This window comes from Kitasatospora sp. NPDC085879, from assembly GCF_040686255.1.
Taxonomy (GTDB): Bacteria; Actinomycetota; Actinomycetes; order Streptomycetales; family Streptomycetaceae; genus Kitasatospora.
In genome coordinates, this window is sequence record NZ_JBFBJZ010000053.1 from 28,150 (window position 1) to 53,464 (window position 25,315).

General features: G+C 74.0%; 24 protein-coding genes and 1 pseudogene. 18 read left to right on the plus strand and 7 right to left on the minus strand.

Translation table 11 applies throughout. From position 1 onward, the window contains the following. Positions 1 to 8 precede the first annotated feature (8 nt). Positions 9 to 467, minus strand: a complete 459-nt coding sequence (locus tag AB0P35_RS30860; RefSeq protein WP_363517326.1) for a RidA family protein — start codon at positions 465 to 467, stop codon at positions 9 to 11. Between the two features lie 221 nt (positions 468 to 688). Between AB0P35_RS30860 and AB0P35_RS30865 the strand changes: the two genes are divergently transcribed. The 8 genes from AB0P35_RS30865 (at position 689) to AB0P35_RS30900 (ending at position 10,197) form a co-directional block, all read left to right on the plus strand. Next, entirely contained in the window at positions 689 to 1,171 is a 483-nt protein-coding gene (locus tag AB0P35_RS30865) for a cupin domain-containing protein (protein ID WP_095871201.1), read from the plus strand. Then, entirely contained in the window at positions 1,168 to 2,079 is a 912-nt protein-coding gene (locus tag AB0P35_RS30870) for an acyl-CoA thioesterase domain-containing protein (protein WP_363517330.1), read from the plus strand. Before AB0P35_RS30865 ends, AB0P35_RS30870 begins: the two co-directional genes overlap by 4 nt. A 34-nt stretch (positions 2,080 to 2,113) precedes the next feature. After that, on the plus strand, positions 2,114 to 3,772 hold the full coding sequence (locus AB0P35_RS30875; RefSeq protein WP_363517333.1) for an AMP-binding protein: 1,659 nt from the start codon (positions 2,114 to 2,116) through the stop codon (positions 3,770 to 3,772). An 11-nt stretch (positions 3,773 to 3,783) separates the two neighbouring features. Beyond that, positions 3,784 to 6,165, plus strand: coding sequence for a bifunctional salicylyl-CoA 5-hydroxylase/oxidoreductase (locus AB0P35_RS30880; protein ID WP_363517336.1), 2,382 nt, complete (start codon positions 3,784 to 3,786; stop codon positions 6,163 to 6,165). Between the two features lie 162 nt (positions 6,166 to 6,327). After that, positions 6,328 to 7,266, plus strand: a complete 939-nt coding sequence (locus AB0P35_RS30885; RefSeq protein ID WP_363517339.1) for an ATP-binding cassette domain-containing protein — start codon at positions 6,328 to 6,330, stop codon at positions 7,264 to 7,266. Beyond that, positions 7,263 to 8,111, plus strand: a complete 849-nt coding sequence (locus AB0P35_RS30890; RefSeq protein WP_363517342.1) for an ABC transporter permease — start codon at positions 7,263 to 7,265, stop codon at positions 8,109 to 8,111. The genes AB0P35_RS30885 and AB0P35_RS30890 overlap by 4 nt, the downstream gene beginning before the upstream one ends. A 113-nt stretch (positions 8,112 to 8,224) precedes the next feature. After that, on the plus strand, positions 8,225 to 9,526 hold the full coding sequence (locus AB0P35_RS30895; RefSeq protein ID WP_363517402.1) for a histidine kinase: 1,302 nt from the start codon (positions 8,225 to 8,227) through the stop codon (positions 9,524 to 9,526). Then, positions 9,523 to 10,197 carry a response regulator transcription factor gene (locus AB0P35_RS30900; RefSeq protein WP_363517345.1) on the plus strand — a complete coding sequence of 225 codons (675 nt, stop codon included), beginning with the start codon at positions 9,523 to 9,525 and terminating at the stop codon, positions 10,195 to 10,197. The genes AB0P35_RS30895 and AB0P35_RS30900 overlap by 4 nt, the downstream gene beginning before the upstream one ends. A 109-nt stretch (positions 10,198 to 10,306) precedes the next feature. On the opposite strand, the gene AB0P35_RS30905 is transcribed toward AB0P35_RS30900, so the two are convergent. The 3 genes from AB0P35_RS30905 to AB0P35_RS30915 all read right to left on the minus strand — a co-directional run bounded on the left by AB0P35_RS30905 (position 10,307) and on the right by AB0P35_RS30915 (position 13,496). Beyond that, positions 10,307 to 10,981 carry a fasciclin domain-containing protein gene (locus AB0P35_RS30905; RefSeq protein WP_363517348.1) on the minus strand — a complete coding sequence of 225 codons (675 nt, stop codon included), beginning with the start codon at positions 10,979 to 10,981 and terminating at the stop codon, positions 10,307 to 10,309. A gap of 153 nt (positions 10,982 to 11,134) precedes the next feature. After that, entirely contained in the window at positions 11,135 to 11,773 is a 639-nt protein-coding gene (locus AB0P35_RS30910; protein WP_363517351.1) for a fasciclin domain-containing protein, read from the minus strand. Positions 11,774 to 11,804: 31 nt separating this feature from the next. Beyond that, a complete protein-coding gene (locus AB0P35_RS30915) occupies positions 11,805 to 13,496 on the minus strand; it encodes a molybdopterin-dependent oxidoreductase (RefSeq protein WP_363517354.1) in 1,692 nt (563 codons plus the stop codon). Positions 13,497 to 13,627: 131 nt separating this feature from the next. On the opposite strand from AB0P35_RS30915, the gene AB0P35_RS30920 reads away from it, so the two are divergent. Together AB0P35_RS30920 and bla are read left to right on the plus strand one after the other, a co-directional pair. Next, positions 13,628 to 14,005, plus strand: coding sequence for an anti-sigma factor (locus AB0P35_RS30920; protein ID WP_363517357.1), 378 nt, complete (start codon positions 13,628 to 13,630; stop codon positions 14,003 to 14,005). A 270-nt stretch (positions 14,006 to 14,275) separates the two neighbouring features. Next, positions 14,276 to 15,127, plus strand: coding sequence for a class A beta-lactamase (gene bla, locus AB0P35_RS30925; RefSeq protein WP_363517405.1), 852 nt, complete (start codon positions 14,276 to 14,278; stop codon positions 15,125 to 15,127). 121 nt (positions 15,128 to 15,248) lie between these two features. Here the strand turns inward: bla and AB0P35_RS30930 are convergent, their stop codons facing one another. After that, on the minus strand, positions 15,249 to 15,575 hold the full coding sequence (locus AB0P35_RS30930) for a hypothetical protein (protein WP_363517360.1): 327 nt from the start codon (positions 15,573 to 15,575) through the stop codon (positions 15,249 to 15,251). Between the two features lie 364 nt (positions 15,576 to 15,939). Between AB0P35_RS30930 and AB0P35_RS30935 the strand changes: the two genes are divergently transcribed. The 6 genes and pseudogenes from AB0P35_RS30935 to AB0P35_RS30960 all read left to right on the plus strand — a co-directional run. Then, entirely contained in the window at positions 15,940 to 16,659 is a 720-nt protein-coding gene (locus AB0P35_RS30935) for an ABC transporter ATP-binding protein (protein ID WP_363517363.1), read from the plus strand. Beyond that, positions 16,656 to 19,361, plus strand: coding sequence for an FtsX-like permease family protein (locus AB0P35_RS30940; protein ID WP_363517366.1), 2,706 nt, complete (start codon positions 16,656 to 16,658; stop codon positions 19,359 to 19,361). The genes AB0P35_RS30935 and AB0P35_RS30940 overlap by 4 nt, the downstream gene beginning before the upstream one ends. A 45-nt stretch (positions 19,362 to 19,406) precedes the next feature. Continuing rightward, the gene (locus AB0P35_RS30945; protein WP_095871214.1) at positions 19,407 to 19,754 is read left to right on the plus strand and encodes a PadR family transcriptional regulator; all 348 of its coding nucleotides are present in this window, start codon (positions 19,407 to 19,409) and stop codon (positions 19,752 to 19,754) included. Further along, positions 19,751 to 20,692, plus strand: a complete 942-nt coding sequence (locus AB0P35_RS30950) for a hypothetical protein (protein WP_363517369.1) — start codon at positions 19,751 to 19,753, stop codon at positions 20,690 to 20,692. Before AB0P35_RS30945 ends, AB0P35_RS30950 begins: the two co-directional genes overlap by 4 nt. A 226-nt stretch (positions 20,693 to 20,918) precedes the next feature. Continuing rightward, positions 20,919 to 21,536, plus strand: coding sequence for an HU family DNA-binding protein (locus tag AB0P35_RS30955; protein ID WP_363517372.1), 618 nt, complete (start codon positions 20,919 to 20,921; stop codon positions 21,534 to 21,536). 410 nt (positions 21,537 to 21,946) lie between these two features. Further along, positions 21,947 to 22,228: pseudogene (locus AB0P35_RS30960) on the plus strand (hypothetical protein); the annotation flags it as partial. On the opposite strand, the gene AB0P35_RS30965 reads toward AB0P35_RS30960, so the two are convergent. Continuing rightward, on the minus strand, positions 22,187 to 22,660 hold the full coding sequence (locus AB0P35_RS30965) for a hypothetical protein (protein WP_363517378.1): 474 nt from the start codon (positions 22,658 to 22,660) through the stop codon (positions 22,187 to 22,189). The pseudogene AB0P35_RS30960 and the gene AB0P35_RS30965 overlap by 42 nt on opposite strands. A gap of 249 nt (positions 22,661 to 22,909) precedes the next feature. Here AB0P35_RS30965 and AB0P35_RS30970 point away from each other — a divergent pair, with 249 nt between their 5' ends. Continuing rightward, complete coding sequence (locus tag AB0P35_RS30970; RefSeq protein WP_363517381.1) at positions 22,910 to 23,065, plus strand: S8 family serine peptidase; 156 nt, start codon at positions 22,910 to 22,912, stop codon at positions 23,063 to 23,065. 409 nt (positions 23,066 to 23,474) lie between these two features. Here AB0P35_RS30970 and AB0P35_RS30975 read toward each other — a convergent pair whose 3' ends face one another. Further along, on the minus strand, positions 23,475 to 24,050 hold the full coding sequence (locus AB0P35_RS30975) for a helix-turn-helix domain-containing protein (RefSeq protein ID WP_363517384.1): 576 nt from the start codon (positions 24,048 to 24,050) through the stop codon (positions 23,475 to 23,477). 94 nt (positions 24,051 to 24,144) lie between these two features. Here AB0P35_RS30975 and AB0P35_RS30980 point away from each other — a divergent pair, with 94 nt between their 5' ends. Further along, positions 24,145 to 25,023: an SDR family oxidoreductase gene (locus AB0P35_RS30980; RefSeq protein ID WP_363517387.1), complete on the plus strand. Its 879-nt coding sequence runs from the start codon at positions 24,145 to 24,147 to the stop codon at positions 25,021 to 25,023. Positions 25,024 to 25,315: the final 292 nt, after the last annotated feature.

Genomic DNA, 25,315 nt, shown 5'->3' on the forward strand with positions numbered 1-25,315 from the left:
GGCGCTCGTCAGGAATGGTCGATGCTGGCGGGGGCGGCCGGCCTGTCGCGGTCGCCGGGGCGCACCAGGCGCTCGTCCGGGATCACGGCCACGCCGAGGATCTCGATCAGGGCCTCGGGCTGCCAGAGCGCGGTGCAGCCGATGCCGGCCATCGCCGGGTAGACGGGGCCGGCCAGCTCCCGCCAGACCTTGCCGATCTCCTTGCCGTGGGCCTGGTAGCCGGGGATGTCGGTGAGGTACAGGGTGATGCTGACCAGGTCCTGCGGTTCGCCGCCGACCTCGCGGAGGGTGGTGAGGACGTTGCCGAACGCCTGGCGGAACTGCTCGACGATGCCGCCCGGCACGATCCGCATGTCGGCGTCGAGGGCGGTCTGCCCGCCGAGGTGGAGGGTGTTCCCCGCGAGGGTGCCGTGCGAGTAGCCGCTCGGTGCGGGAAGGGTGTCCGGGTTCACGGCGACGGGCGTCATGCCACCTCCGGTCGGGGCTGCGTCGGGCCGGTCCGCCCGGCCGGGCGGGGCGTATTGACAATAGATGACGGTCGTGAAAAAAACGAGAGACCGAGCGGCCCGGGCGCCGGGCGGAGCAGAGCCGGCCCGGCAGCAGCCTCCTTCGACACCACCATGGCGCCGGTCACGGCAGGGACCTGACCGGCACGCCGACGTCCGCCGCACGAAACGGAGCCGTCCGCATGGAGCCCGAGCCCCGCACGTACCGCCTCGAGGGCGACAACTCGATGTACCGTCTGCCGAGCGGCCTGGTCGCCCCGGTGGTGACCCGCCGCGGCCTGGAGGACCCGGGCACCGCCGACTCCGGCGGGGCGGTCCGCGTCTCCGGTGTGAGCATCCAGCACACTCCGGCCAGGCGGCTGTGGTTCGGCAAGGTCAGCAACGAGCCCGGCTACCGCTCGGTCTCCCACCACCACGGCGAGGCCGAGACCGGCGGCTACGTGCTGTCGGGCCGGGCGCGGATCTACTTCGGCGAGGAGTTCGCCGACTACCTCGACATGGAGGAGGGCGACTGGGTCTTCGTGCCGCCCTTCATGCCGCACGTGGAGTGCAACCTGTCCCGGACGAAACCGCTGGTCTGGATGACCACCAGGACACCGGAGAACATCGTGGTCAACCTGCCGGACGTGGCCGACGCCGACCTGCGGGACTGGGAGGACCGGTGACCGCCGCCGACGTCCCCACCTCCGCGGTGTTCACCGCGGCCGTCACCCTGGCCCCGGCCGAGCCCCTGCACTTCGACCTCGCCTTCACCGCCACCACCCAGCCCTGCCCGTGGCCGAAGGCGTACGGCGGCGACCTGGTGGCGCAGGCCGCGGCGGCGGCCATGCGGTCGGTCGCGGACGGCAAGTCGCTGCACTCCATGCACGGCTACTTCCTGCGGCCGGCCGACATCGGCGCCGCGGTGCGGTACGAGGTGGAGCTGCTGCGGGACGGCCGGGGCTACAGCACCCGGCAGGTGCGCGGCTACCAGAACGGCAAGCCGGTCTACGTCTGCCTGGCCAACTTCGCCGCCGGCGAGCCGGGCGGGACCTTCGAGGCCGGGCCCGAGCTCGACCTGGAGGTGCCGGCGCCCGAGGACCTGCCCACCTCCGCCGAGTACCTCGCCGGGCGGGTCGGCGGCACCATGACCGAGGAGTCCAGGGCGTACTGGTCGGGCGGGCGGAGCTTCGACATGCGCCACGTACCGGGCCCGCTCTACCTCGCCGTCGAGGGGAAGCAGACGCCCTGCCAGGCGGTGTGGGTCCGGCCGTTCGACCGGCTGCGGCCGGTCGAGGGACTGACCGACGCCCAGCGGGACCGGGCGGCGCTGGCCTACGTCTGCGACTACACCGTCCTGGAGCCCGTGCTGCGGGTCCTCGGCCTGCCGTGGGCGATGCCCGGGCTGGTCACCGCGAGCCTCGACCACGCGATGTGGTTCCACCGCCCGGGGCCGGTCGACGACTGGCTGCTCTACGTCCAGGAGGCGGTGGCGGCGGACAGCGGCCGCGGCCTCGGCACCGGCCGCTTCTTCACCCGCGACCACCGCCACCTGGCCACCGTCGCCCAGGAGGGCATGATCCGCACCGTCTGACCTCGTGCGTCACCGCCATGGAAGGACTCCCCCGTTGAAGCTCTCACCCTCGGCCCACCTGGACACTTTCACCCGCGACCACCTGCCCCCGGCCGACCGGTGGCCGGTGATCGAGTTCACCACCCCCGACCTGCAGTACCCGGAGCGGCTGAACGCCGCCACCGAGCTCGTCGACCGGGCCGTGCTGATCCACGGACCCGACCTGCCGGCGCTGCGCACCCCGGCCGGGGAGACCTGGTCGTACGGGCTGCTGCGGCTGCGGGCCAACCAGATCGCCCAGGTGCTGACCGAGGACCTGGGGCTAGTCCCCGGCGGGCGGGTGCTGCTGCGCTCGCCGAACAACCCGTGGGCGGTCGCCGCCTGGCTGGGCGTGCTGAAGGCCGGCGGGGTGGCGGTGGCCACCATGGCGGCGCTGCGGGCCGGGGAGCTCGCGCCGGTCGTGGAGCGGACCGGGCCGGCGGTCGCGCTGGTCGACCACCGGTTCACCGCGGACGCGCTGGCCGTCCGGGACACCGTCCTCCCCACGATGGCGGTGGTGGCGCACGGCGGCACCGGCCCCGACGACCTCGTCGCCCGCGCCGCCGCGAAGTCGGGCGAGTTCGCCGACGTGCCGACCGCCGCGGACGACGTGGCGCTGCTCGGCCCGACCTCGGGCAGCACCGGCGTACCGAAGATCACCATGCACTTCCACCGCGACGTGCTCTCCATCGACCACACCTTCGGCCGCCCGCTGCTCGGCCTCGGCCCCGGTGACACGGTCGCCTGCTCGGCGCCGCTGGCCTTCACCTTCGGCCTGGGCATGCTCGCCGTCTTCCCGTTGAGAGCCGGCGCCTGCGCACTGCTGACCGAGTCGGCGACGCCGCTGGAGCTGGCGGAGCACGTGGAGCGCGAGCGCGTCACCGTGCTCGCGACCGCGCCCACCGCCTACCGGGCGATCCTGCGGCACGGGCAGGAGCGGCGGCTCGCCGGGCTGCGGGCCGCGGTGTCCGCCGGCGAGCACCTGCCGAGCACCACCTGGGAGCAACTGCGCGACCGGATCGGGCTGCGGGTCATCGACGGCATCGGCGCCACCGAGCTGCTGCACATCTTCATCGCGGCGGCGGGCGACGACATCCGCCCCGGTGCCACCGGCCGTCCGCTGCCGGGCTGCCGGGCCGCCGTGCTGGACCTGGACGGGCGGGAGCTCGGCCCCGGCGAGGTGGGGCGGCTCGCGGTGATCGGCCCGGTCGGCTGCCGCTACCTGGACGACCCGCGCCAGGACGAGTACGTCGTCGACGGCTGGAACGTCACCGGTGACCTCTTCCACCGGGACGACGACGGCTACTTCTACTACCGGGCCCGCAGCGACGCCATGATCGTCTCCTCCGGGTACAACATCGGCGGCCCCGAGGTGGAGGCCGCCGTCGACACCCACCCGGACGTGGTGGAGTCCGGTGTCGTCGCCAAGCCCGACCCGGAGCGCGGCTCGGTCGTGTGCGCCTTCGTCGTGCTGCGGGACGGCGTGGTGGGCGACGACGCCAAGGCCAAGGAGATCCAGGACCACGTGAAGGGGATCCTGGCGCCCTACAAGTACCCCCGCGAGGTGCGGTTCTGCGCGGCCCTGCCGCGCAACACCAGCGGCAAGCTGCAGCGCTTCGTCCTGCGCAGGATCGTCGACGGCGAGCGGGCCACCGAGCCCGCCGTCGAGCTGTGAAAGGAACACCCGTGAGGATCGCGATCGTCGGCGGCGGCCCCGGCGGCCTGTACTTCGCCGCGCTGATGAAGCAGCTCGACCCGGCGCACCGGGTCACCGTCTGGGAGCGCAACGCCCCGGACGACACCTTCGGCTTCGGCGTGGTGTTCTCCGACGAGACGCTCGGCGGCATCGAGAACGCCGACCCCGAGTTCGCCGCCGCGGTGTCCGACCGCTTCGCCCGCTGGACGGACATCGACATCCACCTCCGCGGCCGCAGCCACACCGTCGGCGGGCAGGGCTTCGCCGCGCTGGGCCGCCGGGAGCTGCTCCGGCTGCTCCAGGAGCGCTGCCTCGGCCTGGGCGTCGACCTGCGCTTCGGCACCCCCGCCCCGGACACGGCGGAGCTGTGCGCCTCGCACGACCTGGTGGTCGCCGCGGACGGCGCCAACTCCCTCGTCCGGCAGGCGTACGCGGAGGAGTTCAGGCCCGCCCTGGACACCCGCCGCAACAAGTACATGTGGCTCGGCACGGACCTGGTCTTCGAGGCGTTCCAGTTCTTCGTCAAGGAGACGGAGTGGGGGACGATGCAGGTCCACGGCTACCCGTACTCGGACTCCGGGTCCACCTTCATCGTGGAGCTGCCCGAGGACGTCTGGCGGCGGGCCGGCTTCGACACCGCCGACGCGGCGGGCCTGCCGCCCGGGGTCTCCGACGAGCCGGCCGTCGAGCGGATCCGCGGCGTCTTCGCCGAGGAGCTGGACGGCCACCGGCTGCTGGCGAACAACTCGAAGTGGCTCACCTTCACCACCGTCCGCAACGAGCGCTGGCACCACGGCAACCTGGTGCTGCTCGGCGACGCCGCGCACACCGCGCACTTCTCCATCGGCTCCGGCACCAAGCTCGCCATGGAGGACTCCCTGGCGCTCGCCGCCTGCCTGCACGAACACCCGGACCTGCCGGGCGCGCTGACGGCCTACGAGGCCGAGCGGCGGCCGGTCGTCGAGTCCACCCAACGCGCCGCCCAGGCCTCGCTGGAGTGGTTCGAGAACCTCGGCATGTACGTCGACCAGGAGCCGACCCGGTTCTGCTTCAACCTGCTGACCCGCTCCCGCCGCATCACCTACGACAACCTGCGGACCCGCGACCCGCAGTTCGCCGACCGGGTGTCCGCGGCCTTCGCCGAGGCCCAGGGGGCGGCCGAAGTGGTGCCGGCGATGTTCCAGCCCTTCCGGCTGGGGCAGCTGGAGTTGAAGAACCGGGTCGTCGTCTCCCCGATGGACATGTACTCCGCCGTCGACGGCGTGCCCGGCGACTTCCACCTCGTCCACCTCGGCTCCCGCGCGATGGGCGGTGCCGGGCTGGTGATGACCGAGATGGTCTGCGTCTCCCCCGAGGGCCGCATCACGCCCGGCTGCACCGGGTTGTGGACGGACGGGCAACAGGACGCCTGGCGCCGGATCGTCTCCTACGTGCACGCGCGCACCACCGCCCGGATCGGCCTCCAGCTCGGCCACTCGGGCCGAAAGGGCTCGACCCGGCTGATGTGGGAGGGCATGGACGCCCCGCTGGCGGAGGGCAACTGGGAGGTCGTCGGCCCGTCCGCGCTGCCGTACGGGCCCGGCTCCGCCGTCCCGCGCGAGGTCACCCGGGCCGACATGGACCGGATCACCACCGAGTTCACCGCCGCCGCCCGGCGCGGCGCCGAGGCCGGCTTCGACCTGCTCGAACTGCACTGCGCGCACGGCTATCTGCTCTCCTCCTTCCTGTCGCCGCTGGCGAACCGGCGCACCGACGCGTACGGCGGCCCGCTGGAGAACCGGCTGCGCTTCCCGCTGGAGGTCTTCGACGCGGTCCGCGCCGTGTGGCCGGCCGACCGACCGATGATCGTCCGGATCTCGGCCACCGACTGGGCACCGGACGGCAACACCGAGCACGACGCCGTCGGGATCGCCCGCGCCTTCGTCGAACACGGCGCCGACGCCATCGACGTCTCCACCGGCCAGGTCACCAAGGACGAACGCCCCGCCTACGGCCGCTCGTACCAGACACCGTTCGCGGACCGGATCCGGCACGAGGTCGCCGCCCGGGCCGGCGCGGCCGTCATCGCGGTGGGCGCCATCGCCTCCTGGGACGACGTCAACTCGATCCTGCTGGCCGGCCGCGCCGACCTCTGCGCACTCGGCCGGACCCACCTGTACGACCCGCAGTGGACCTTGCACGCGGCCGCCGAGCAGGACTACCGCGGCCCCGCCGCGGACTGGCCGCTGCCGTTCCGGGCCGGCAGCCGCAAGCCGCCGACCGCGCGGACGGACGCGGTCCGGCCGCGGCTCTCCCTGCTCCGCGCCGAGCACGACGACCGCGCCGTCCACCTGCGTTGGACCCCGCACCGCGAACCGGCCCCCGTTCCCTGAGCCACCGTTCCCTGAGGGGTGCCCGGCCCGGGCGCGTCGTACCGCGGTACTACACGGCCCTCGATGATCAGCCCGCGGTACCACGGTCCGCGCCCGCGGCGAACCTAACGTTGCTGGTGAGCGGTCGGGACGGTCCGGCCCGCAACGACGTAGGGGTGACCGATGATCGAGGCGAACCAGCTGACGAAGCGGTACGGGGAGAAGACCGCGGTCGACGCACTGGACTTCACCGTCCGGCCGGGAACGGTCACCGGCTTCCTCGGGCCGAACGGCGCCGGCAAGTCCACCACGATGCGCATGATCGTCGGCCTGGACGCGCCCACCAGCGGCTCGGTCACCGTCAACGGCCGCCGCTACGCCTCGCACTCCGCGCCGCTGCAGGAGGTCGGGGCACTGCTGGAGGCCAAGTCGATCCACCCCGGCCGGTCCGCGTTCAACCACCTCATGGCGCTGGCGCACACCCACGGCATCCCGCGCGGCCGCGTCGACGAGGTCATCGGCCTCACCGGCCTGCAGTCGGTGGCGAAGAAGCGCGCCGGCGCGTTCTCCCTGGGCATGGGCCAGCGGCTGGGCATCGCGGCGGCGCTGCTGGGCGACCCGGCCACGGTGATGCTGGACGAGCCGGTGAACGGCCTCGACCCGGAGGGCGTGCTGTGGATCCGCAACCTCCTGAGCGGCCTCGCCGCCGAGGGCCGGACCGTCTTCGTGTCCTCGCACCTCATGAGCGAGGTCGCCCTGGTCGCCGACCACCTCATCGTCGTCGGCCGAGGCCGGCTGCTGGCCGACACCACCGTGCAGGACCTGGTCCGGCAGGCCGGCGGCGACGTCGTGAAGGTCGCGACCGCCGACCCGGGCCGCCTGCGCGAGGTCCTGGCCGGCCCCGGCGTGGAGATCACCGGCCGGGCCGGCTCCGAGGAACTCCTCGTCACCGGCCTTGCCGCGCGCACCATCGGCCTGAAGGCCGCCGAGCACGGCATCGCCCTGTTCGAGCTCGCCACCCGCACGGTCTCCCTCGAGGAGGCGTTCATGGACCTGACCCGGGACGCCGTGGAGTACCACGGCTCCACCACCGGCATCGAATCCCAGGAGCGTGCCGCATGAGCACCGTCGCACCGAGCCAGGCCCCGGCGCCCGCCGCCGGGCGACCCGCCCGCCCCGCCTACAAGGTGACCTCCGTCCGTGTGCTGCGCTCGGAGTGGGCCAAGATGTGGTCGCTGCGCTCCACCTGGATCACGCTCGGCCTGGGCCTGCTGTTCCTGATCGCGTTCGGCCTGATCGCCGCCTACCAGTTCAAGTCGCGGATCACCTCCGGCCGGCACATGGACCGCGACTTCGCCGACGCCACCGCCCTCAGCCTCTCCCTCTTCGGCACCAACTTCGCCCAGCTCGCCCTCGGCGTCCTCGGTGTCCTGGTCGCCGCGGGCGAGTACTCCACCGGCATGATCCGCTCCACCCTGGCCGCCGTGCCGCGCCGCCTGCCGGTGCTGTGGTCCAAGGCCGCGGTGTTCGGCGCGGTCGCGCTGCTACTCGGCACCGCCGGGGTGTTCGCCACGTTCCTCGCCGACAGCGGCATCGTCTCGGGCACCCGCGCCGCGATGACCCTCTCCGACGCGGGCGTGGTGCGCAGCCTGCTGGGCGCGGGGCTCTACCTCGGGCTCGTCGGGGTGATCGGCGTGGCGCTGGGCGCGCTGCTGCGGTCGGTGGCCGGCGGCATCTCGGTCCTGGTGGCCTCGCTGATGCTGGTCCCGGGCCTGGTCTCGCTGCTGCCGAGCTCGTGGCAGGACGACATCAGCCCCTACCTGCCCAGCCACGCGGGCGAGGCGATGTTCACCCTGCACCACGACACGACGACGCTGTCCCCGACCGCGGGCCTGATGGTCTTCGGCCTGTGGACGGTGGCCGCGCTCGCCGCTGCGGCCGTCCGCCTCGTGCGCAGCGACGCCTGAGACACTGCGCGTCGCGGCGCCCGGCGCGGGCCGGGCGCAGCGGCCGCCTTCCCGCCCACCACGATCAGGTGAGATCCGTGAACCACGAGGAGAGCGCCGCCTTCGGCCCGGCCGTGCCCGGGGCCGGGGGCGGCGACCCGCTGTCCGGCCACCCCTTCTTCGTCCGTCTCGCCCGCGCGGGTCAGCGCCTGCGGCGGGTGGACCGCGACCATTCGTGGATCCTGGACACCGCGGTGGTCGCCGTCGTGTTCCTGGTGTTCTGCCTGCCCGAGCTGGTGCACGGCGACGGGGGCGAGGGCCCGCGCGAGCACCGGATCGCCTTCACCCCGCTGCCGGTGCCCGCGACGCTCGCCCTCCAGGCGGGCCTGCTGGTGCCGCTGCTGTGGCGCCGGCGGCGGCCGACGGCCGCGTTCGCCGCGGTCCTGGCGGTGTTCGTGCTGCAGTGGGCGATCGGCGCGGCGCTGCGCGCGGACGTGGCGCTGCTCGTGGCGCTGTACAGCCTGGCACTGCACGGGCGGCTGCGGCACCTGGCGTGGGCGTGCGGCGCGGCGGCCTGCGGCACGGCGCTGGTCGCGGTGCGGCTGTCCGCCGCGGTGTCGGTGTGGGACAGCCTGTTCTTCCTGTTCGCCGCGGCGACGGCGGCCGTCGCCCTGGGGATCGCGGTACGGATCCGGCGGGCGCAACTGGCCGGGCTGCGTGAGCGTGCGGCGCGGTTGGAGATCGAGCGGGACCAGCGCAGTCGGCTGGCGGCGGCGACCGAGCGGACGCGGGTGGCGCGGGAGATGCACGACATCATCGGCCACAACCTGTCGGTGATCATCACGCTGGCGGACGGCGGCGCGTACGCGGCGCAGGCCTCGCCGGAGCGGGGCCGGGAGGCGCTGGTGCTGATCGGCGACGCCGGACGGCAGGCGCTGGGTGAGCTGCGGCGGATGCTCGGTGTGCTGCGGGAGCGCGGGGACGGCGGGCCGGAGCTGGCGCCGCAGCCGGGCATCGCCGACATCGACGGGCTGTGTACGCGGATCCGGGCGGCGGGGCCGCAGGTGGCCTACCGTTCCGAGGGTGATCTGGACGGGTTGGACCGCGGGGTGCAGGTGATGGCGTACCGGATCGTCCAGGAGGCACTGACCAATGCGCTCAAGCATGCGGGGCCCGGGACGCGGGCGCGGGTCACGGTGACGGCGGACACCGGCCGGCTGCGGCTGCGCGTCGACGACAGTGGCCCGGCGGGCGGTGCGGCCGCGGTCCGGCCGGTCGGCGAGGGACACGGGATCGCCGGGATGCGGGAACGGGCCGCGCTGTACGGTGGCGCGGTCGTGGCGGGGCCCGCGGCCGGAGGGGGATGGTCGGTGGTGGCCGACATGGATCTCGCGCCGGCTCTCGACGCTGTCGACGCTGCGGGCGGTCCGGCGTGACGACGGTCCTCATCGTGGACGATCAGCCGCTGCAGCGGTACGGGTTCCGGATGCTGCTGGAGAGCCAGCCGGACACCGCGGTGGTCGGCGAGGCCGGGCACGGGGCCGAGGCGGTGCGGCTCGCGGCGGAGCTGCGGCCGGACGTGGTGCTGATGGACATCCGGATGCCGGGGATGGACGGTATCGAGGCGACCCGGTTGATCGTGGCCGCCGGCGGCCGCTCACGGGTGCTGGTCCTTACCACGTTCGACCTCGACGAGTACGCGCATGCGGCGCTGCGCGCCGGGGCCAGCGGATTCCTGTTGAAGGACGCGCGTCCCGAGGAGCTGCTGGCGGGGATCCGCGCGGTGGCGGAGGGGGACGCCGTGGTGGCGCCGGCGGTGACGAGGCGCCTGCTGGACACCTATGCGCACCGGCTGCCGGGTGGACCGCCCGGCGGGCCCGGAGGGGATCCGCGGCTGGGCGCCCTGACGGACCGGGAGCAGGAGATCCTGGTCGCGGTCGGCCGGGGCTGGACGAACGGTGAGATCGCGCGGCGCCTGGTGCTGTCGGAGTCGACGGTGAAGACGCACGTCGGCCGGGTCCTGGCGAAGATCGGCGCCCGGGACCGCGTCCAGGCCGTGATCTTCGCCTACGACATGGGGCTGACGCGGCCGAACCGGCCCGGCTGACAGCGGGCCGCCCGTGTCGGCGCGTGTCGGCGCGTGGGAACGGGCGCCGGTGCCGCGCGGCCCCGGCCGCGGACACCGGGTCCGGGGCCGGGGCGACGGGGTGGCAAGGTCAGGAGGCCGGCATCAGCACGGTGTCGACGATGTAGACGGTGGCGTTGGCGGTCTGCACGTTGCCGCACAGCACCTTGGCGCCGTTGTCGACGGTGAAGGCCTGGCCGGAGCCGGTGACCTCGACGGAGTCGCCCTGCAGGGTCTTGTGGTCGCCGGCCAGGGCGGTGGGGGCGAGCCGCCCGGGGGCGACGTGATAGGTGAGGATCTTGGTGAGCTTCGCCTTGTCGGCGAGGACGGCGTCCAGGTCCGCCTTGGGGAGCTTGGCGAAGGCGTCGTTGGTGGGCGCGAACACCGTGATGTTCTGGGCCGAGTTGAGGGTGTCCACCAGGCCAGCCTGGGTGACCGCCGTGACCAGGGTGGAGAGCAGCGGGTTGTTCGAGGCGGCGGTGGCGACCGGGTCCTGGGCCATGCCGGCGAAGCTGCCCGCGCCGTCCTTCGGCACGGCGGCACAGGCGGCTCCGAACGGCCGGGCGGCGGCCGCCGCCGTCGCGCCGTTGCCCGCGCCGTTGCCCGCGTCGGGCATGGCGGAGGCCGCGTCGGCGGTGGCAGCGGGGCCGGAGGCGGCGTTGCTGCTGGAGGAGGCTCCGCTGCCGCAGGCGCTCAGGCCGAGGACGAGCGCGCCGGCCGCGAGGAGGGCGGCGAGGGCCTTGCTGCGGGACAGTGCGATGGACATGAGTGCTCCTCGTCTGTGGTGACCGTGTCGGTCGTGGAACGCCGTCGGACGGTTGCGGGTGGACTCGGTGCCCGTCGCCCCGTCACATGTCTTCTTCGGGGCCGCCCGCCGCCCGGTTGGGTGCGACTTCCGGGATCACCCCTCGCGGTGAGGTCAGGAGGTCGGCATCAGCACGGTGTCGACGATGTAGACGGTGGCGTTGGCGGTCTGCACGTTGCCGCAGAGGACCTTGGAGTTGCCGTTGACGGTGAATTCCTCGCCGGAGCCGGTGACGGTGACGGTGCCGCCCTGCAGGGTCTTGTGGTCGCCGGGCAGGGCGGTGGGGGCGAGCCGCTCGGGGGCGACGTGGTAGGTGAGGATCTTGGTGAGCTTCGCCTTGTCGGCCAGGAGGGCGTCCAGGTCCGCCTTGGGGAGCTTGGCGAAGGCGTCGTTGGTGGGCGCGAACACCGTGATGTTCTGGGCCGAGTTGAGGGTGTCGACCAGGCCCGCCTGGGTCACGGCGGTGACGAGGGTGGAGAGCAGCGGATTGTTCGAGGCGGCGGTGGCGACCGGGTCCTGGGCCATGCCGGCGAAGCTGCCCGTGCCGTCCGCGGGGACGGCGGAGCAGGCCGCGCCGAACGGCCGGGCCGTGGGCGCGGCGGAGTTCGTGCTCGGGGACGCGGCGGTGGACGCGGCCGCGGCCGGTGCGGCGGTGGATCCCCCGCCGCTGCTGCTGCACGCGCTCGCACCGAGGGCGAGGGAGCCTGCGGCCAGCAGGACGGCGAAGGACTTCGGGCGGGAGAGACGGGACATGGGGTGCTCCTGAGGTGTTCGTGGTGGCGTGTCAGGTGACGGTGACGACGGTGCTGTGCCAGCCCGTCGCTCCGGAGGGAAAGGGGGGCTTGCGGTTCTCGGGCTGCGTCCGGCCGAGCGCGTCGGTGGCGCGGACCTCGATGCGGCGGGTCCCGGGTGCTGCCGTGTGCCAGGTGTGCGACCACTGCCGCCACAGGTCCGGACCGGCGTCCGCGGCGAGGGCGGCCTGCTGCCACGACCCGCCGTCGACCCGGACCTCGACGGCGGCGAGCCCGCGGTGGGTCGCCCAGGCGGTGCCGGCCAGCAGGACGTCGCCGCGCGGCACGCGGGCGAACGGTGCCGGGACCTCGATCCTGGAGGCCGTCGTCACCACCCCCGTGCGGTCCCAGCCGCGCCTCACCCAGTACGGGTCGAAGGCGGCGAAGCGGGTGACCTCCAGGTCGACCAGCCACTTCGTGGCCGAGGTGTAGCCGTAGAAGCCCGGCACCAGGGATCGGCAGGGGAAGCCGTGCGCGACCGGCAGCGCCTCCCCGTTCATGCCCACCGCCAGCAGGGCCCGGCGGCCGTCGAGGACGGACTCCAGCGGCGTGCCGATCGTCATGCCGTCGCGGGAACGCCCGACCAGCTGGTCCGCCCCGGCGCGGACGCCGGCCCGGCGCAGCAGCGCGGGCAGGGAGGCGCCGAGCCAGCGGGCGGTGGCCGCGTAGGTACCGCCGACCTCGTTGGAGACGCAGGTCAGCGTGTAGTCCATCTCCTCCAGTGGCCGGCGCAGCAGTTCGTCGAAGGTGAGGACGGTCGGGTGGTCGACCAGGCCGTGGATCCGCAGGGACCAGTCGCGGGGGTCGATCCTCGGCACGGTCAGCGCCGTGTCGACCCGGTAGAAGTCGGCGTTCGAGGTGACGAACGGAGTGAGCCCGGGGGCGTCGGGGTGGGCGCCGCGCGGCAGTGCCGGCGCGGGGACGGCGGGGGCGGGCAACCTGACGGCGTTGCGGGCGGCGGTGATGTCGCTGCGGCTGTCCGCGAGGCGGCGGCCGCCGACGGCACCCAGTGCGGCGACGGCGGCCGTGGCCGCGGTGGTGACGAGGACGGTGCGACGTGCCGGGCCGCCTGCGGTCCCTCCGGCAGGACTTGCGGTGGCCTCGGCGGGGCGATCGGTGACAACGGCCGGTTCGGGTGCGGACGCGGTCGCGGGGCCGGGTACGGGGTGCGGCCCGGTCGCGGCCTGCAGTAGGCGGGCCAGCCACCACAGGGCGGCGGCGCCGACGACTCCGGCGGCGACGGACGGGAGGGCGTCGCCGGGGCCGGCCGTCGGCCGGGAGACGGCGGCCCACACGCCGACGCCGCCGAACAGAGCGATCACGGCGGCGCCGGCGGGGGGCCGCTGACGGCCCAGCAGGCCGGCCGCGACGGCGAGCAGCGCCATCGTCGTGTAGATCCCGGTCAGCAGCACGGCCTTGTCGTGGGTGCCGAAGGAGCGGACCGCGTACTCCTTCAGCCAGGTGGGGGTGAGGTCGATCGCCGCGGAGCCGACCGCGATCACCGGGGCGCTGCCCGGGCCGGTGAACGCCGCGGCGATCTCGCCCACCGCCACGGCGAGGCCGGCCGCGGCCAGTCCGGTCGCGCCGGCGGCCGAGGCGCGGCCGACCACGCGGGTGAGGGCAAGGGCGCGCAGGCGGCGCCGGCTCTCGGTCTGGTTCTCATCGGGTGTGCTCACACCGGGCATTCGGAGATGCCGTCCGCGCCGGATGGGTGAGGATTGCCGGCGCGCCCGGCCGGGCTGCTGCCACCGGGTCGACGGACCTCCGTGCCGACGGGCCGTCATGCGGTCGGCGGTGACTGCCGTCCGCGCGGTGGGTGCGCTGGTCCGGTCGGGGGACTTCGCTCCGTCGACAGCAGTCCTCGTCGCGTGCTGCGGCGAATCGGAGGTGCCCGGCCGCGCCGGAAAGCGACGGCCGGGCGGTCTCGGGGCGGGGCCGTTCGCCGATCCGGTCCGACGCACAGGCGGACGGGCCCGCCCCTCGGCCAGGGACAGCGGGCCGAGGGGCGGGCCTGGACAGCGGGCTCAACGACGGCGGCGAACCCCGCGCCGCGGGCCTCCTCCACACCTCCGACGGCACCCTGCTGCTGCCCGCCGGCATCGACGGCGCCCACGCCTTCGCCCTCTCCGCCGAACCCGCTACCGGCTCTCCGCAGCCGACCACCGACCCCGTCCTGCTGCTCCCGCTCGTCTGACACACCGCCACCCGTCCTCCCGACCCAACCGTGGGGCGGCCGCAGCCAAGCCGCGGGGTTCCGGCGGACGGCCGACAGCCGGGGTGGCAAAGTCCGCGCGCCACGTGGAGCGGATACGAATGGAGCAGGACGAACTGAACGGGGCTCAGAGGTGTCCCCTTCTCAAGACGGACTTCGGGCAGAGGGGATACCAGCGTGACGACGACCGAGGGACACGCGAGTCGCCGAGCAGTCCTGGGTGCGGGTGCCGGGACGGTTCTGGCCGCCGCGATGTCGCTGGGCGGAACGGCCCGCGCGGCGAGCCGGACACCGCAGCGCGGAAACGACGTCACCCGGGCGCTGGCCGACCTCGAGCGTGAGCACGGCGCCCGGCTGGGCGTGTTCGCGCGGAACACGCTCACGGGCGCGCAGGTGGTGCACCGCGCGAAGGAGCTGTTCCCGATCTGCTCCGTACACAAGATCATGACGGTCGCCGCCGTGCTGCGGGACCTCGACCGGGACGGCGAGTTCCTCGCGCGGCGCATCCACTACACCGGCAAGGACGTCGCCGCTGCGGGCTACGCACCGATCACGGGCACTCCCGAACACCTGGCGGCCGGCATGACGATCGCCGAACTGTGCGCCGCGGCGCTCGACCACAGCGACAACGCCGCCGACAACCTCCTGCTCCGCGAATTGGGCGGCCCCGCGGCGATCACCCGCTTCTGCAGGTCCGTCGGCGACGGGGTGACCCGTCTGGACCGCCGGGAGCCCGCCCTGAACTCCGCCGAGCCGGGACGCGTGACCGACACGACGAGCCCGGCCGCCATCGCGCGGACACTCACCGACCTCGTCCTCGGCGCGGCACTCGCCCCGCGGGACCGGTGGCAGCTGACGGAGTGGCTGCTCGCCAACACCACCGGCGCGGCCCGCCTGCGCGCCGGCCTGCCCCCGCACTGGGCCCTTGCGGACAAGACCGGCACCGGGAGCTACGGAACCACCAACGACGTGGGGATCGCCTGGACCACCGACGGAACGCCCCTGGTCCTGTCCGTCCTGTCCACCAAGGCGAACGCGGATGCCACCGCCGACGAACCCCTGATCGCCCGCACAGCCGCTCTGCTCGTGCCTGCGCTTTGCTGACGGCCCGCAGGCCGTCCGGACCGGTCCGGCGCAGCACAGCGGCCACCGCAGGCACCCGGGGACGACGGCCCGCCCCGGCCACCCGCGCGGAGCAATTGTCAAAACCTGTGGGCGGGCGGAGTCACGACGAGGGGTTTGCGCCCTGGATGATCTTCCAGCCGTGAGCTTTGTTTCCTGAAACAAGGAGAGGCGTTCCTGCTCCGCGGAGGGTCACGAGGGCGGTGTGGGAGGGATCGAGTTCGTTGACCGGACGCCCGTAGAAGAGGATCTCCGCCAGCTCCAGGTCGATCGGGACCGCAGTGTCGCGGATGCGGTCGAAGCGCGCCCCGAGGCGGACAGGTCCTCGGACGCAACGCACGACAGCTGTTGCCTTGTCCTCGTCGGTGCCCCGGACGTCGTCGATCTGGAGTTCCGCGTCGATCCGCGGGTGCTCGGGAGTCATCGTCACGCCGCCATGGTCTCAGGGCGTTCGACAAGCTGGCCGCGTCTGCACGACAGCACCGGGCGCTACGTCTCGGGTGATGTGGCGGCCGTCGGACCCGACGTCACCTACCGGCGCACGACCGACCACCACCTGGCCGTCCACGCGCTGTCTGCCGAGCGGCATGCCGCCTCGGGCCGCGGGCCTGCCCACTGAACGCGCCCACCAGTCGCGGTACTTCCTCTCCGCCTCCCCCACCGGCATGGCGGAGGGCGACCCGCGTGGCAGCCTATGCGCAGTTAGACTACTTATGTCGTGCACTTGAGTATCTGATCTCGACTCGCTATACATACTCGGTATGCAAGAGGTTCCGGTGTTCCGAGGGGGATCCATGTCTGGACCGAATACGCAGGTGGTGCTGCGCCTGGAGGGGGTCGGCCGAATGCACGGCAGTGGCGCGGCCGAGGTGTCCGCGTTGCACGAGGTGGACCTGACGGTGCACGCCGGGGAGTTCCTGGCCGTGATGGGGCCGTCCGGCTCGGGGAAGTCCACGCTGTTGGCGCTGGCCGGAGGGTTGGATCGGCCGACCGCCGGCAGGGTGCTGGTGGAGGGAGTGCCCCTGGACGGGCTGAGCCGGCGCCGGCTGGCCGATGTGCGGCGCCGCTCGGTGGGCTACGTCTTCCAGGACTACAACCTGATCCCGGCCCTGACCGCGGCCGAGAACATAGCGCTGCCACGGGAGCTGGACGGCGCCTCGACCCGCACCGCCCGGCAGGAGGCACTGGCGGCGCTGGCGGAGCTGGGCATCGGCGAGCTGGCCGACCGCTTCCCCGACGGCATGTCGGGCGGCCAGCAGCAGCGGGTGGCGATCGCTCGGGCCCTGATCGGCGAGCGCCGGCTGGTGCTGGCGGACGAGCCGACCGGGGCGCTGGACTCCGCCACCGGCGAGGCGGTGCTGGGCGTCCTGCGGGCCCGCTGCGACACGGGGGCCGCGGCGGTGATGGTCACTCACGACCCGGCGCACGCGGCATGGGCGGACCGGGTGGTGTTCCTGCGCGACGGCCGGATCACGGACCAGTCGGTGCAGCAGCGGATCGAGGTCGCCCGGTGAGCGCCCGGTCGTGGCGGGTCGCGCTGCGGATCGCCCGCCGGGACGCGCGGCGGGCGCGTGGCCGCAGCGCCCTGGTGCTGGCCATGGTCGCGCTGCCGGTGCTGGGCGTGGCCGGCGCGGACGTGGTGCACCGCAGTGGGCAGTTGACCGCCGCCGAGCGTTCGGACCGGCAGATGGGCCGGGCCGACGCGCTGATCGGGGCGTACGCGCCGGGGCGGACGGTCGACCAGGCGGTGTTCCCGGACGACGGGGTGCGCACCCTGCCGCAGCCGCCGAATGCCGAGCCCAGCGCGGAGCAGCGGCGCGCGGCGGGCACCGAACCGAACGTGCTGCTGGGCGAGTTGCTGCCCTCGGGCAGCGCGCTGGTGCCGGCTCGCACCGGGCCGGTCACGGGGGTGCACACCCGGGACGGGCTGACCCCGGTCGAGACGTTCGAGGCGGACCTGACCCGGCCGGTCTGGCAGGGGCGGACGAACCTGGTGGCCGGCCGTGCACCCGCCGCCCCGCGGGAGGCCGCCGCGACCCGGGCGTTCCTGGCGGAGACCGGGCTGCGGATCGGCGACACCGTCACCGTCCAGGGCCTGGAGTCCGCGCCGTTCACCCTGACCGGAGCCGTGGAACACCCCGGCGACCTGCGGAAGGTCGAACTGGTCGCCCGCCCGGGCGAGTTGTACGGGCCGTTGGACGCCGCCCAAGCCGCCGCCGGAGTCGCGCCGCTCGGCGCGCAGGCAGAGGAGGCCGCCGCCCGCAAGGCCGCCTGGCTGGTCGAGCTGCCCGCCGGGGCGACGCTCGGCTGGGAGCAGGTGAAGGAGTTCAACCGCTACGGCTACACGGTGGCCGCCCGGCAGGTGGCGCTGCATCCGCCTGCGGCGGCAATGGCCCACCAGGAGGCGTTCGGCGCTGCGGACCAGCGGGAGCGCACGGTGATGGCGGCGGCCACCACGGCGGGCCTGGCGCTGCTGGAAGTGGCGCTGCTGGCCGGACCGGCGTTCGCGATCGGCGCGCGGCAGGCCAGGCGCCAGCTCGCCCTGATCGGTGCGGCGGGCGGACGGCCCGGGCACGTCCGCGCGGTGGTGTTGGGCAGCGGCCTGGTGCTGGGCGCGGCCGGGGCCGGGCTCGGCACTGCGCTCGGCTGCGGAGCGGTCGCGCTGCTCCGGCCGTGGATCGAGCAGGCCGGCGGCAGCCGGTTCGGGCACCTGGCACTGCGTCCGGTCGACCTGGTGCTGATCGCCGCGACCGGAGTGGCGACCGCGCTGCTGGCGGCGCTGCTGCCCGCCGTGCAGGCCGGACGGCGCGAGGTGCTGGCCGGGCTGACCGACCGCGACACCGTTCGCCCGCCCGGTCGGTGGGTGCCGCTGCTCGGGCTGGTGACCGTTGCCGCGGGCGCGGGGCTCGCGCTGTACGGGGCGGTGGCCGGGCAGGTCGGCGGAGCGCCGGTGCTGGCCGGGCTGTCCGTCCGCACTCTGGCGGTGCTGGCCGGAGCGGTCACGGCGGAGCTGGGGCTGCTGCTGCTCACCCCGCCGCTGCTGGCCCTGTGCGGCCGGTTCGCCGGCAGGCTGCCGCTGGGTGGCCGGCTGGCCCTGCGCGACACCGCCCGGCACCGGTCCCGGACCGCGCCCGCGGTGGCCGCCGTGCTCGCCGCAGTAGCCGGAGCGGTCGCGGTCGGCGTGTACACCAACGGCTCGCAGGCCCAGGACAGGTCCGCCTACCAGCTCCGGCGGCCCGTCAACTCGGTCCAGCTGGAGGTCCACGGCGACGGGGCGACGCTGCCGCAGCTGCGCACCGCGCTCGCCCAGGACCTCCCGGACCTCGGCGAACGCGCCGACATCTACCAGGCGGCGTACGTCTTCTGCCAGGGCTGCCGGGCCACCGTCTACGCCGAGGGCGGCCAGCGCTACGGACGGCCCGTCACCAGCCCGCTGACGGTCGGCGATGCGGCGGTGCTGCACAACCTGCTGGCGCTGCGCGATCCGGCTGCCGAGGCCGCGCTCGCCGCCGGGAAGGCGGTGGTCACCGACCCCGGCTACCTGCACGACGGGCGGGTGCGACTGCAGATGCAGGGGGCCGCCGGTGTGGTGCGGGAGGCGAGCGTGGAGGGCGTACTGGTCGAGCGGCCCGCCGCCGTCCGCTACGCGCCGCTGCTCCTCGGCGCGCAGACGGTCCGCCGGATGGGCTTGTCGGTGGAGCCGGCCGGGTCGATCTGGCTGCCGTCGAAGCCGACCCCCGAGAAGGCCGAGCGGCGGGCCGCCGCCACGGTCGCCCGGCTCGCCCCGTACGCCACCCTCGAGGTGGAGCGCGGCTACCGGCCCGGCGACAGCCTGATCGGGGTGGCGCTGAGCGCCTTCGCCGCCCTGGTGGTCCTCGGCGCAGCGGTGGTCGCCACCGCGCTGGCCGCCGCCGACGCCCGCCGCGACCGGGCGGTGCTCACCGCGATCGGCGCCCGCCCGCGCACCCGGCGCGCCCTGGCCGGACTTCAGGCCGGTCTGATCGCCCTGCTCGGCGCGCTGCTCGGTACCGTCAGCGGCGCCGTCCCGGCCTTCGCCCTGCTGCGATCACGGGCTGCGGGACAGCCGGGCTCGCCGTCGGTCGGCCTCGCCGACGCGCCGTGGCCGACGATCGCCCTGCTCGCCCTGGTACTTCCGTTGCTGGCCGGGGTGCTCGGTGCGGTCCGGCGGGAGCGCGGTGGACCGTGGCGCGGGTAGGAGGGCGCTGGCACACATATGCCGTTCAGCGGTATATGTAGTCGCATGACAGAACGCGCGATGCAGGAGTCCACCCTGCTGCTGCTCACCGCCCTCGCCGACGCCCCCCGGCACGGATACGCGCTGATCCGCGAGGTCGACGCCATCTCCGGGGGGCGGGTGCGGATGCGCACCGGCACCCTCTACGGGGCGCTCGACCGGCTGCTCCAGCAGGACCTGATCGAGGTCGCCGCCGAGGAGGTGGTCGACGGTCGGGCCCGCCGCAGCTATGCCCTCACCGCTGCCGGGCGCGAGGTGCTGACCGCCGAGGTCGAGCGGCTGCGCGCCGTCGCCGCAGAAGCGCAGCGGCGCCTCGGCGGCTCGGCGGCCCACCCGCGCGGGGCGCTGGCATGACCGCTCGCGCGGTTGCCCTGCGCACCGTCATGGCCCTCTACCCGGCGCGCTACCGCCGCGACCGCGGGGCCGAACTCGCCGAGGTGTTCGCCGACACCACCGCCGGAGCCGGCCGGCTGGCCACCGCCCGCGAGGCGCTGGACCTCGCGGCCTACGGTCTGCGGCTGCGCACCGGCCTGACCGCCAGCACCCTCGGCGGCCAAGTACTCGCCGCCGCCGCTCCCCTGCTCGCCGGTGCGCTGCTGGGCCTCGGTGCCTTCCCGGGCCTCGGCGACCCGCGCACCCGCGAGGTGGGCATCGCCGCCCGGGCGGGCCTGGCCGCACCCTGGACCGAAGTGCCCGGCCATCTCGCCGTGCTGGGCTTGACGGTGGTCCCCGCGCTGCTCGCCGCCGCGGCGGCGCTCGGCGCCTGGCGGGCCGTGCGGGTGCTGGCCCTCGGCGTGGCCCTGCTCGGTGCGCTCCGGATCGGCCTGCTTGCCGCTGACGTGCAGGACAGCTGGCTTCTCGTGTACGGAGCGACCGCTCTCGTGCCGTACCTGGCGGGCGGTGCGCTGCTCGCCGCCGCGCCGCCGGACCTGCTCGAGCCACCGGGGCGGCACTCCCGGCTGCTGGTACTCGCCGGGGCGGCCGCGGGCTTCGCGGCGACGCGGGCCCAGGGCGGCTACGACACCCGCCATCTGATGGACGGTTGGTGGCCGGTTGTCCTGCTGATCGTGCCGCTGCTGCTTCTGGTGCTGTGCGCGGCGCGCGGCCGGCTCCGCGCCGCGGCCGCGGGGATCGCGGTGCTGCCGTTGACCGCCTCCTTCAGCCTGTTCAGCCTGTGGGAGCAGGCAGGCGGAGTTCCGAGGCTGCTGCCCTGGGTGGCGGCCGTCGCAGTGGTGCTGGCTTCCGCAGCCCGGCTGCTGGCAGGCGGTTCGCCGCGCCGGGCGGCCGGGTGACCGGTGGCCGGCCACGGGGTGCAGCGCACCGAACAGCGCCTGGCCGACACCATGACAAGTCAACGCCCGCGGCGACGGCCGGCACGATCGAGGGCAGCTGCCGGCGGGACGGCGCCGGGCCCAGCCCGGTGCACGCCGCCGCCGGTCGGCGGGCGGGATCCGCACGCGGAGCCTATGTTGAGGATGAAATAGCACAATTATCCACAATAGGTTCGGAGTCGTCGTCATGAACAAGGGACAGCTCGTCGAGGCGGTGGCCGGGCAGCTCGGCAGCCGCACCGCGGCCGAGGACGCCGTGGACGCGGTGCTCGACGTCATGGTTCGCGCCGTGGTGGCCGGGGAGCGAGTGCAGGTCACCGGGTTCGGCACCTTGGAGAAGGTGGAGCGCGCCGGCCGCTACGCCCGCAACCCGCAGACCGGCGAGCGCGTGAGGGTCAAGAAGAGTTCGGTTCCGCGCTTCCGCCCGGGCCAGGGGTTCAAGGACCTGGTCTCCGGTGCGAAGAAGCTGCCCAAGTCCGGCCCGGCCACGGCCAAGGCCCCCAAGGGCTCCCTCACCGCAGGGAAGGCCGCCACCGCCGCACCCGCTCGCAAGCGGACGACGGCGAAGCGCACCGCAGCAGCGGTCGGCACCGCACCGGCCGCCGCGAAGAAGACCACCACGCGGAAGACCGCCACGAGGAAGACGACCGCCGCGGCCCCGCAGACCGCGACGCCCGCCAAGAAGACCACGGCACGGAAGGCCACCCCCGCAGCGAAGAAGTCGACGGCACCCGTGAAGAGGACCGCCCCGGCCGCCAAGAAGGCGGCGCCGGCCAAGCGGGCCACCCGCCGTACCACGGCGTGATCAGGGCGGGACGGGTGCTCGGTGATCGACACCGGGCACCCGGCCCGTTCACGGCCCGGTGCGAGCGGCGCGGCGACGTCGCCGGCTCAGTGGAGGTCGGCGGCGGGGACGGTGACGGACAGGTTGCTGCCGGGTCGATCCACAGGTCAGCCCCGGTGGGCGCAGCGGCGAGGAGTTCGGGGCGGCGAGGGTGCGCCGGCCGTGCCAGTCGCCCGGGGGTGGGGGTGTGGCCGGTGTAGATGCTGAGGACCGGGCAACCGTCGGGGCGACCAGGGGCGATCCAGGTGTGGGCCAGGACGGCGGCGAGGACGTCGTGTTCGCTGCCGTGGCCGGTGGCCGCTGCCTGAAGGGCGGCGGTGACGGGGTTGTCGGCGGCGGGCAGGCCGAGGGCTCGGATCCTCGGCCGTGACCTGGAGATCGTCCGCAAGGAACCTGACCGGCGCGGCTTCCAGGTCCAGCCCGAGCGGTGGGCGGTAGCGCGGACCTTCTCGTGGCTCACCGCCCACCGGCGCCTTGCCCGGGACTACGAGACCGGCCCGGCCCACTCGGAGGCGATGACCCGCCGGGCGATGATCGGCGTGATGGTGCGCCGACCGGCCCGAGGCCGAGAAGCCGTCCGGAGCGGCCCGCGGCTCCTCGCCGACTCGGGCTCAGGTGTCGTAGCAACCGTTCCAGGGAGCCTGGAGACCTAGCCCGTCCGGATAGAACTCGGCCCACACACCGTCGTCCTCCTCGCCCTCGTCCTCGTCTTCCTCCAGGACCAGGCCGAACAGGGCCCCCTCGAACCGGACGACGAAAGGTGCGATCGCGACGTCCTGGTACCGCCGATCCGGCAGAGCGTCCAGCCACTCGGCAAGCAGTCGGCGTGCGGCCGTGATCGCCTGCTCTTCGCCGTCAGCCGTGGTGCCGGTGAACCGGATGCGCGAGTCCAGATGGCTACCGGCCTCGTCGAACCGATGGAGCACCGCGCACCAACGCTTCTGGGACTGCCAGTCGTCGTCGCTCCAGCCCTCGGGGAAGGCCGCAGTGACCGATGCGAAGAACTGACCGCCCTGCCACCGCCCGATGGTGCTCGTGCGGTGATCAGGCTCGTGTCGGATCGGGATGACCTCGGGAACGCTCACGGGCGAACCCTAGCCGCTACCTGGGACAACGGGTGATGACGGACCTCGCCCGACGTGTGCCCGATGAGATCTCAACCGCGGTCTCACCGTGGAACAGGTCATTGCGATGGCTGCCGCAGTGTGTTGAGGATTGGGGCTCGACCCGGAGCCGCCGGCCGGTGGGTCGATGTCCGACCACGCGTGACCGCTGCGCAAGTACTCCGTTCCTGGTGGAGGTTATGCGCGCGGCAATTGGGCTCCCTGACCGCAGTGGATCAGGACCACGTGGTGCTGCAGGGCACCAGTATGGCGACGCCGTTCGTGGCGGCGGTCATGGCGCTGCTGCTCCCCAAGGACAAGACCCTCGACTCCGCCACGGCGATGAACAGGCTCAAGTACGCCGCCAGGAACGGGTGGCACGCCTGACACCGACACCTGGGGCCGGGGACTGATCGATCTCGCCGACTCGTGACAACCCGGCACTGCCGGCGTTCCCGAGGGAGCGACGGCGGCCTTCTTCGGTTGAGCATCGCCGCCGGCACCATGGACGCCATCGAGGTGGAAGGAGCGGGTTGGCCGCAGGTGAAAGCCTGGCGGCGGCGCTCGAGGCCCGGCTGCCTTCGATGACGCCGCCGCGTGTCTGAACCCGGCGATGCTGCGGCCGGCTGTTCACGGTTCGGATCATGTGGTTGAGGTCAGGGGCCTCAACCACATGATCGATCCGCGAAGGTTCAGGCCTGCCGCGTGGCTTTCCACCCCGGTGCGCGTGCCTCCGGCCTGCCCGGCCCGAGCGGCCGTTGCGCCGGTATGGGAGCAGCGAGGGCCCGGAGTCCGTTCAGGCGGGCGTGCGTTCCACGAGCACGTTCCTCAGTTCCGACGTTGAAGACCGCAGGATGCCCGGCAGGTCCGGTCGGCCCGGCTCGCTGATCCAGCGCGCGAAAGCGACCTTGAACACGGCGATCCCCGTCTCGGCGGCCAGGCTCGCGGCCGGCTCGGGAGTGCCGCGGTCGCGCAGGGCGTCGGCCATCGTCTCGGCGAGCCCCGCGAGCTTGATCAGTTCGCGTTCCCTGAGGTCCGCGTTGGCCGACACGACGGCGTCCCGCAGTCTGACGCGTTCGGCATTCTCCTGGAACTCGACGCCCAGGGCTTCGAGGGCAGCACTCACCGCGTCCATCGCCGACGCGTCGGCCGGTGCGTCGGCGACGGTCCGCGCCAGCAGGTCCTTCGCCATCTCCGTGCCGAAGAACAGCACTTCGCGCTTGTCGGCGAAGTGGCGGTAGAAGGTGCGTTCGGTCAGCCCGGCCCGTGCGGTGATCTCCACGACGGTGGTCTGCTCGTACCCGTGCTCGGCATAGAGCTCCAGTGCCGCCTGCGCCAGCCGGCCGCGTGCGTTCGGCTCCCATCGACCCATGCCGCGATCCTACGCGGATCCCGCACGATGACAGAGCCTGTCATCACCTGTACTGTGATGACAGCACCTGTCATCACTTTTGGGAGGCACCGCCATGCGGGTATTCGTCACGGGCGCGTCCGGCTGGGTCGGCTCGGCCGTCGTCCCCGAACTCATCGGCGCAGGTCACCAGGTACTCGGGCTCGCCAGGTCCGACTCATCGGCCGCCGCCGTCGCCGCCGCCGGAGCCGAGGTGCTCCGCGGCGACCTGGACGACCTCGACGCCCTGACCGCCGGGGCTGCCGGTTGCGACGGAGTCGTCCACCTCGCGTTCATCCACGACTTCACCCGGTTCGAGGCCTCCGTGCAGGCCGACGCCCGCGCCATCGAGACGCTGGCCGCCGCGCTGGAAGGCTCCGGCAAGCCCCTGGTCGTCACCGCCGGCACCGCCGCGGTGCCCGGACGGGTCGCGACCGAGCACGACACCTCCGCCCCGGGCTCACCCGCGGCCGGCCGGGACGCGAACGCCAGGGCGGCGCTCGACTCGGCTGCACGCGGCGTCCGCCCGTCCGTCGTGCGGCTGCCCCGGACCGTGCACGGCGATGGCGACCACGGCTTCATCGCACACCTGGTCACCGCCGCCCGGGACAAGGGGGTCTCCGGCTACGTCGGCGACGGGACCGGCCGCTGGCCCGCCGTGCACGTACGGGACGCCGCGCGCCTGTACCGCCTCGCGCTCGAGCAGGCCCCGGCCGGCTCCGTGCTGCACGCCGTCGCCGACGAGGGCGTGCCGGTCCGCGAGATCGCCGAGGTGATCGGCCGCCACCTCGGTCTGCCGACCGCCTCCGTCCCTGCCGAGGACTTCGGTTTTCTCGGCCGGATCCTGGCTGTCGACCAGCCGGCCTCCAGCGTTCTGACCCGGGAACTGCTCGGCTGGCGCCCCTCCGAGCCGGGCCTCATCGAAGACCTGGGCAAGGGCCACTACTTCGTCTGAGCAAGCCCGCCGTCCCACACCGTCGGCGCACCGCGGCGCGGACGGCGGCCACCAGGCCGGCTGGGGCGCTGTGCAAGCCGGCTCGCGCACGCGGACCTCCCCGCCCCAGTGGATGTCGCGCTGCGGGCGGCGGTCCACGGGGCGGAACCCTCTCGATCGGGCGGCAGGACTGTACTGCGGATCCATGCCACGGGCTTACGAGCTGGTGCGTGATTGCGGCGGGGACGCGACGGCCTGAGCTGGGGCGTTGTTCAGGCGGCGGCGGTGCGGTCGGAGACCAGTCCGGCGATGG

Bases quoted from the DNA above. Each gene is read 5' to 3' on its own strand.
- AB0P35_RS30975 (WP_363517384.1), bottom strand. From the start codon at position 24,050: ATGGGTCGATGGGAGCCGAACGCACGCGGCCGGCTGGCGCAGGCGGCA.
- AB0P35_RS30915 (WP_363517354.1), bottom strand. From the start codon at position 13,496: ATGCCCGGTGTGAGCACACCCGATGAGAACCAGACCGAGAGCCGGCGC.
- AB0P35_RS30885 (WP_363517339.1), top strand. From the start codon at position 6,328: ATGATCGAGGCGAACCAGCTGACGAAGCGGTACGGGGAGAAGACCGCG.
- AB0P35_RS30950 (WP_363517369.1), top strand. From the start codon at position 19,751: ATGACCGCTCGCGCGGTTGCCCTGCGCACCGTCATGGCCCTCTACCCG.
- AB0P35_RS30910 (WP_363517351.1), bottom strand. From the start codon at position 11,773: ATGTCCCGTCTCTCCCGCCCGAAGTCCTTCGCCGTCCTGCTGGCCGCA.
- AB0P35_RS30860 (WP_363517326.1), bottom strand. From the start codon at position 467: ATGACGCCCGTCGCCGTGAACCCGGACACCCTTCCCGCACCGAGCGGC.
- AB0P35_RS30865 (WP_095871201.1), top strand. From the start codon at position 689: ATGGAGCCCGAGCCCCGCACGTACCGCCTCGAGGGCGACAACTCGATG.
- bla (WP_363517405.1), top strand. From the start codon at position 14,276: ATGTCGCTGGGCGGAACGGCCCGCGCGGCGAGCCGGACACCGCAGCGC.
- AB0P35_RS30945 (WP_095871214.1), top strand. From the start codon at position 19,407: ATGACAGAACGCGCGATGCAGGAGTCCACCCTGCTGCTGCTCACCGCC.
- AB0P35_RS30905 (WP_363517348.1), bottom strand. From the start codon at position 10,981: ATGTCCATCGCACTGTCCCGCAGCAAGGCCCTCGCCGCCCTCCTCGCG.
- AB0P35_RS30980 (WP_363517387.1), top strand. From the start codon at position 24,145: ATGCGGGTATTCGTCACGGGCGCGTCCGGCTGGGTCGGCTCGGCCGTC.
- AB0P35_RS30935 (WP_363517363.1), top strand. From the start codon at position 15,940: ATGTCTGGACCGAATACGCAGGTGGTGCTGCGCCTGGAGGGGGTCGGC.
- AB0P35_RS30890 (WP_363517342.1), top strand. From the start codon at position 7,263: ATGAGCACCGTCGCACCGAGCCAGGCCCCGGCGCCCGCCGCCGGGCGA.
- AB0P35_RS30955 (WP_363517372.1), top strand. From the start codon at position 20,919: ATGAACAAGGGACAGCTCGTCGAGGCGGTGGCCGGGCAGCTCGGCAGC.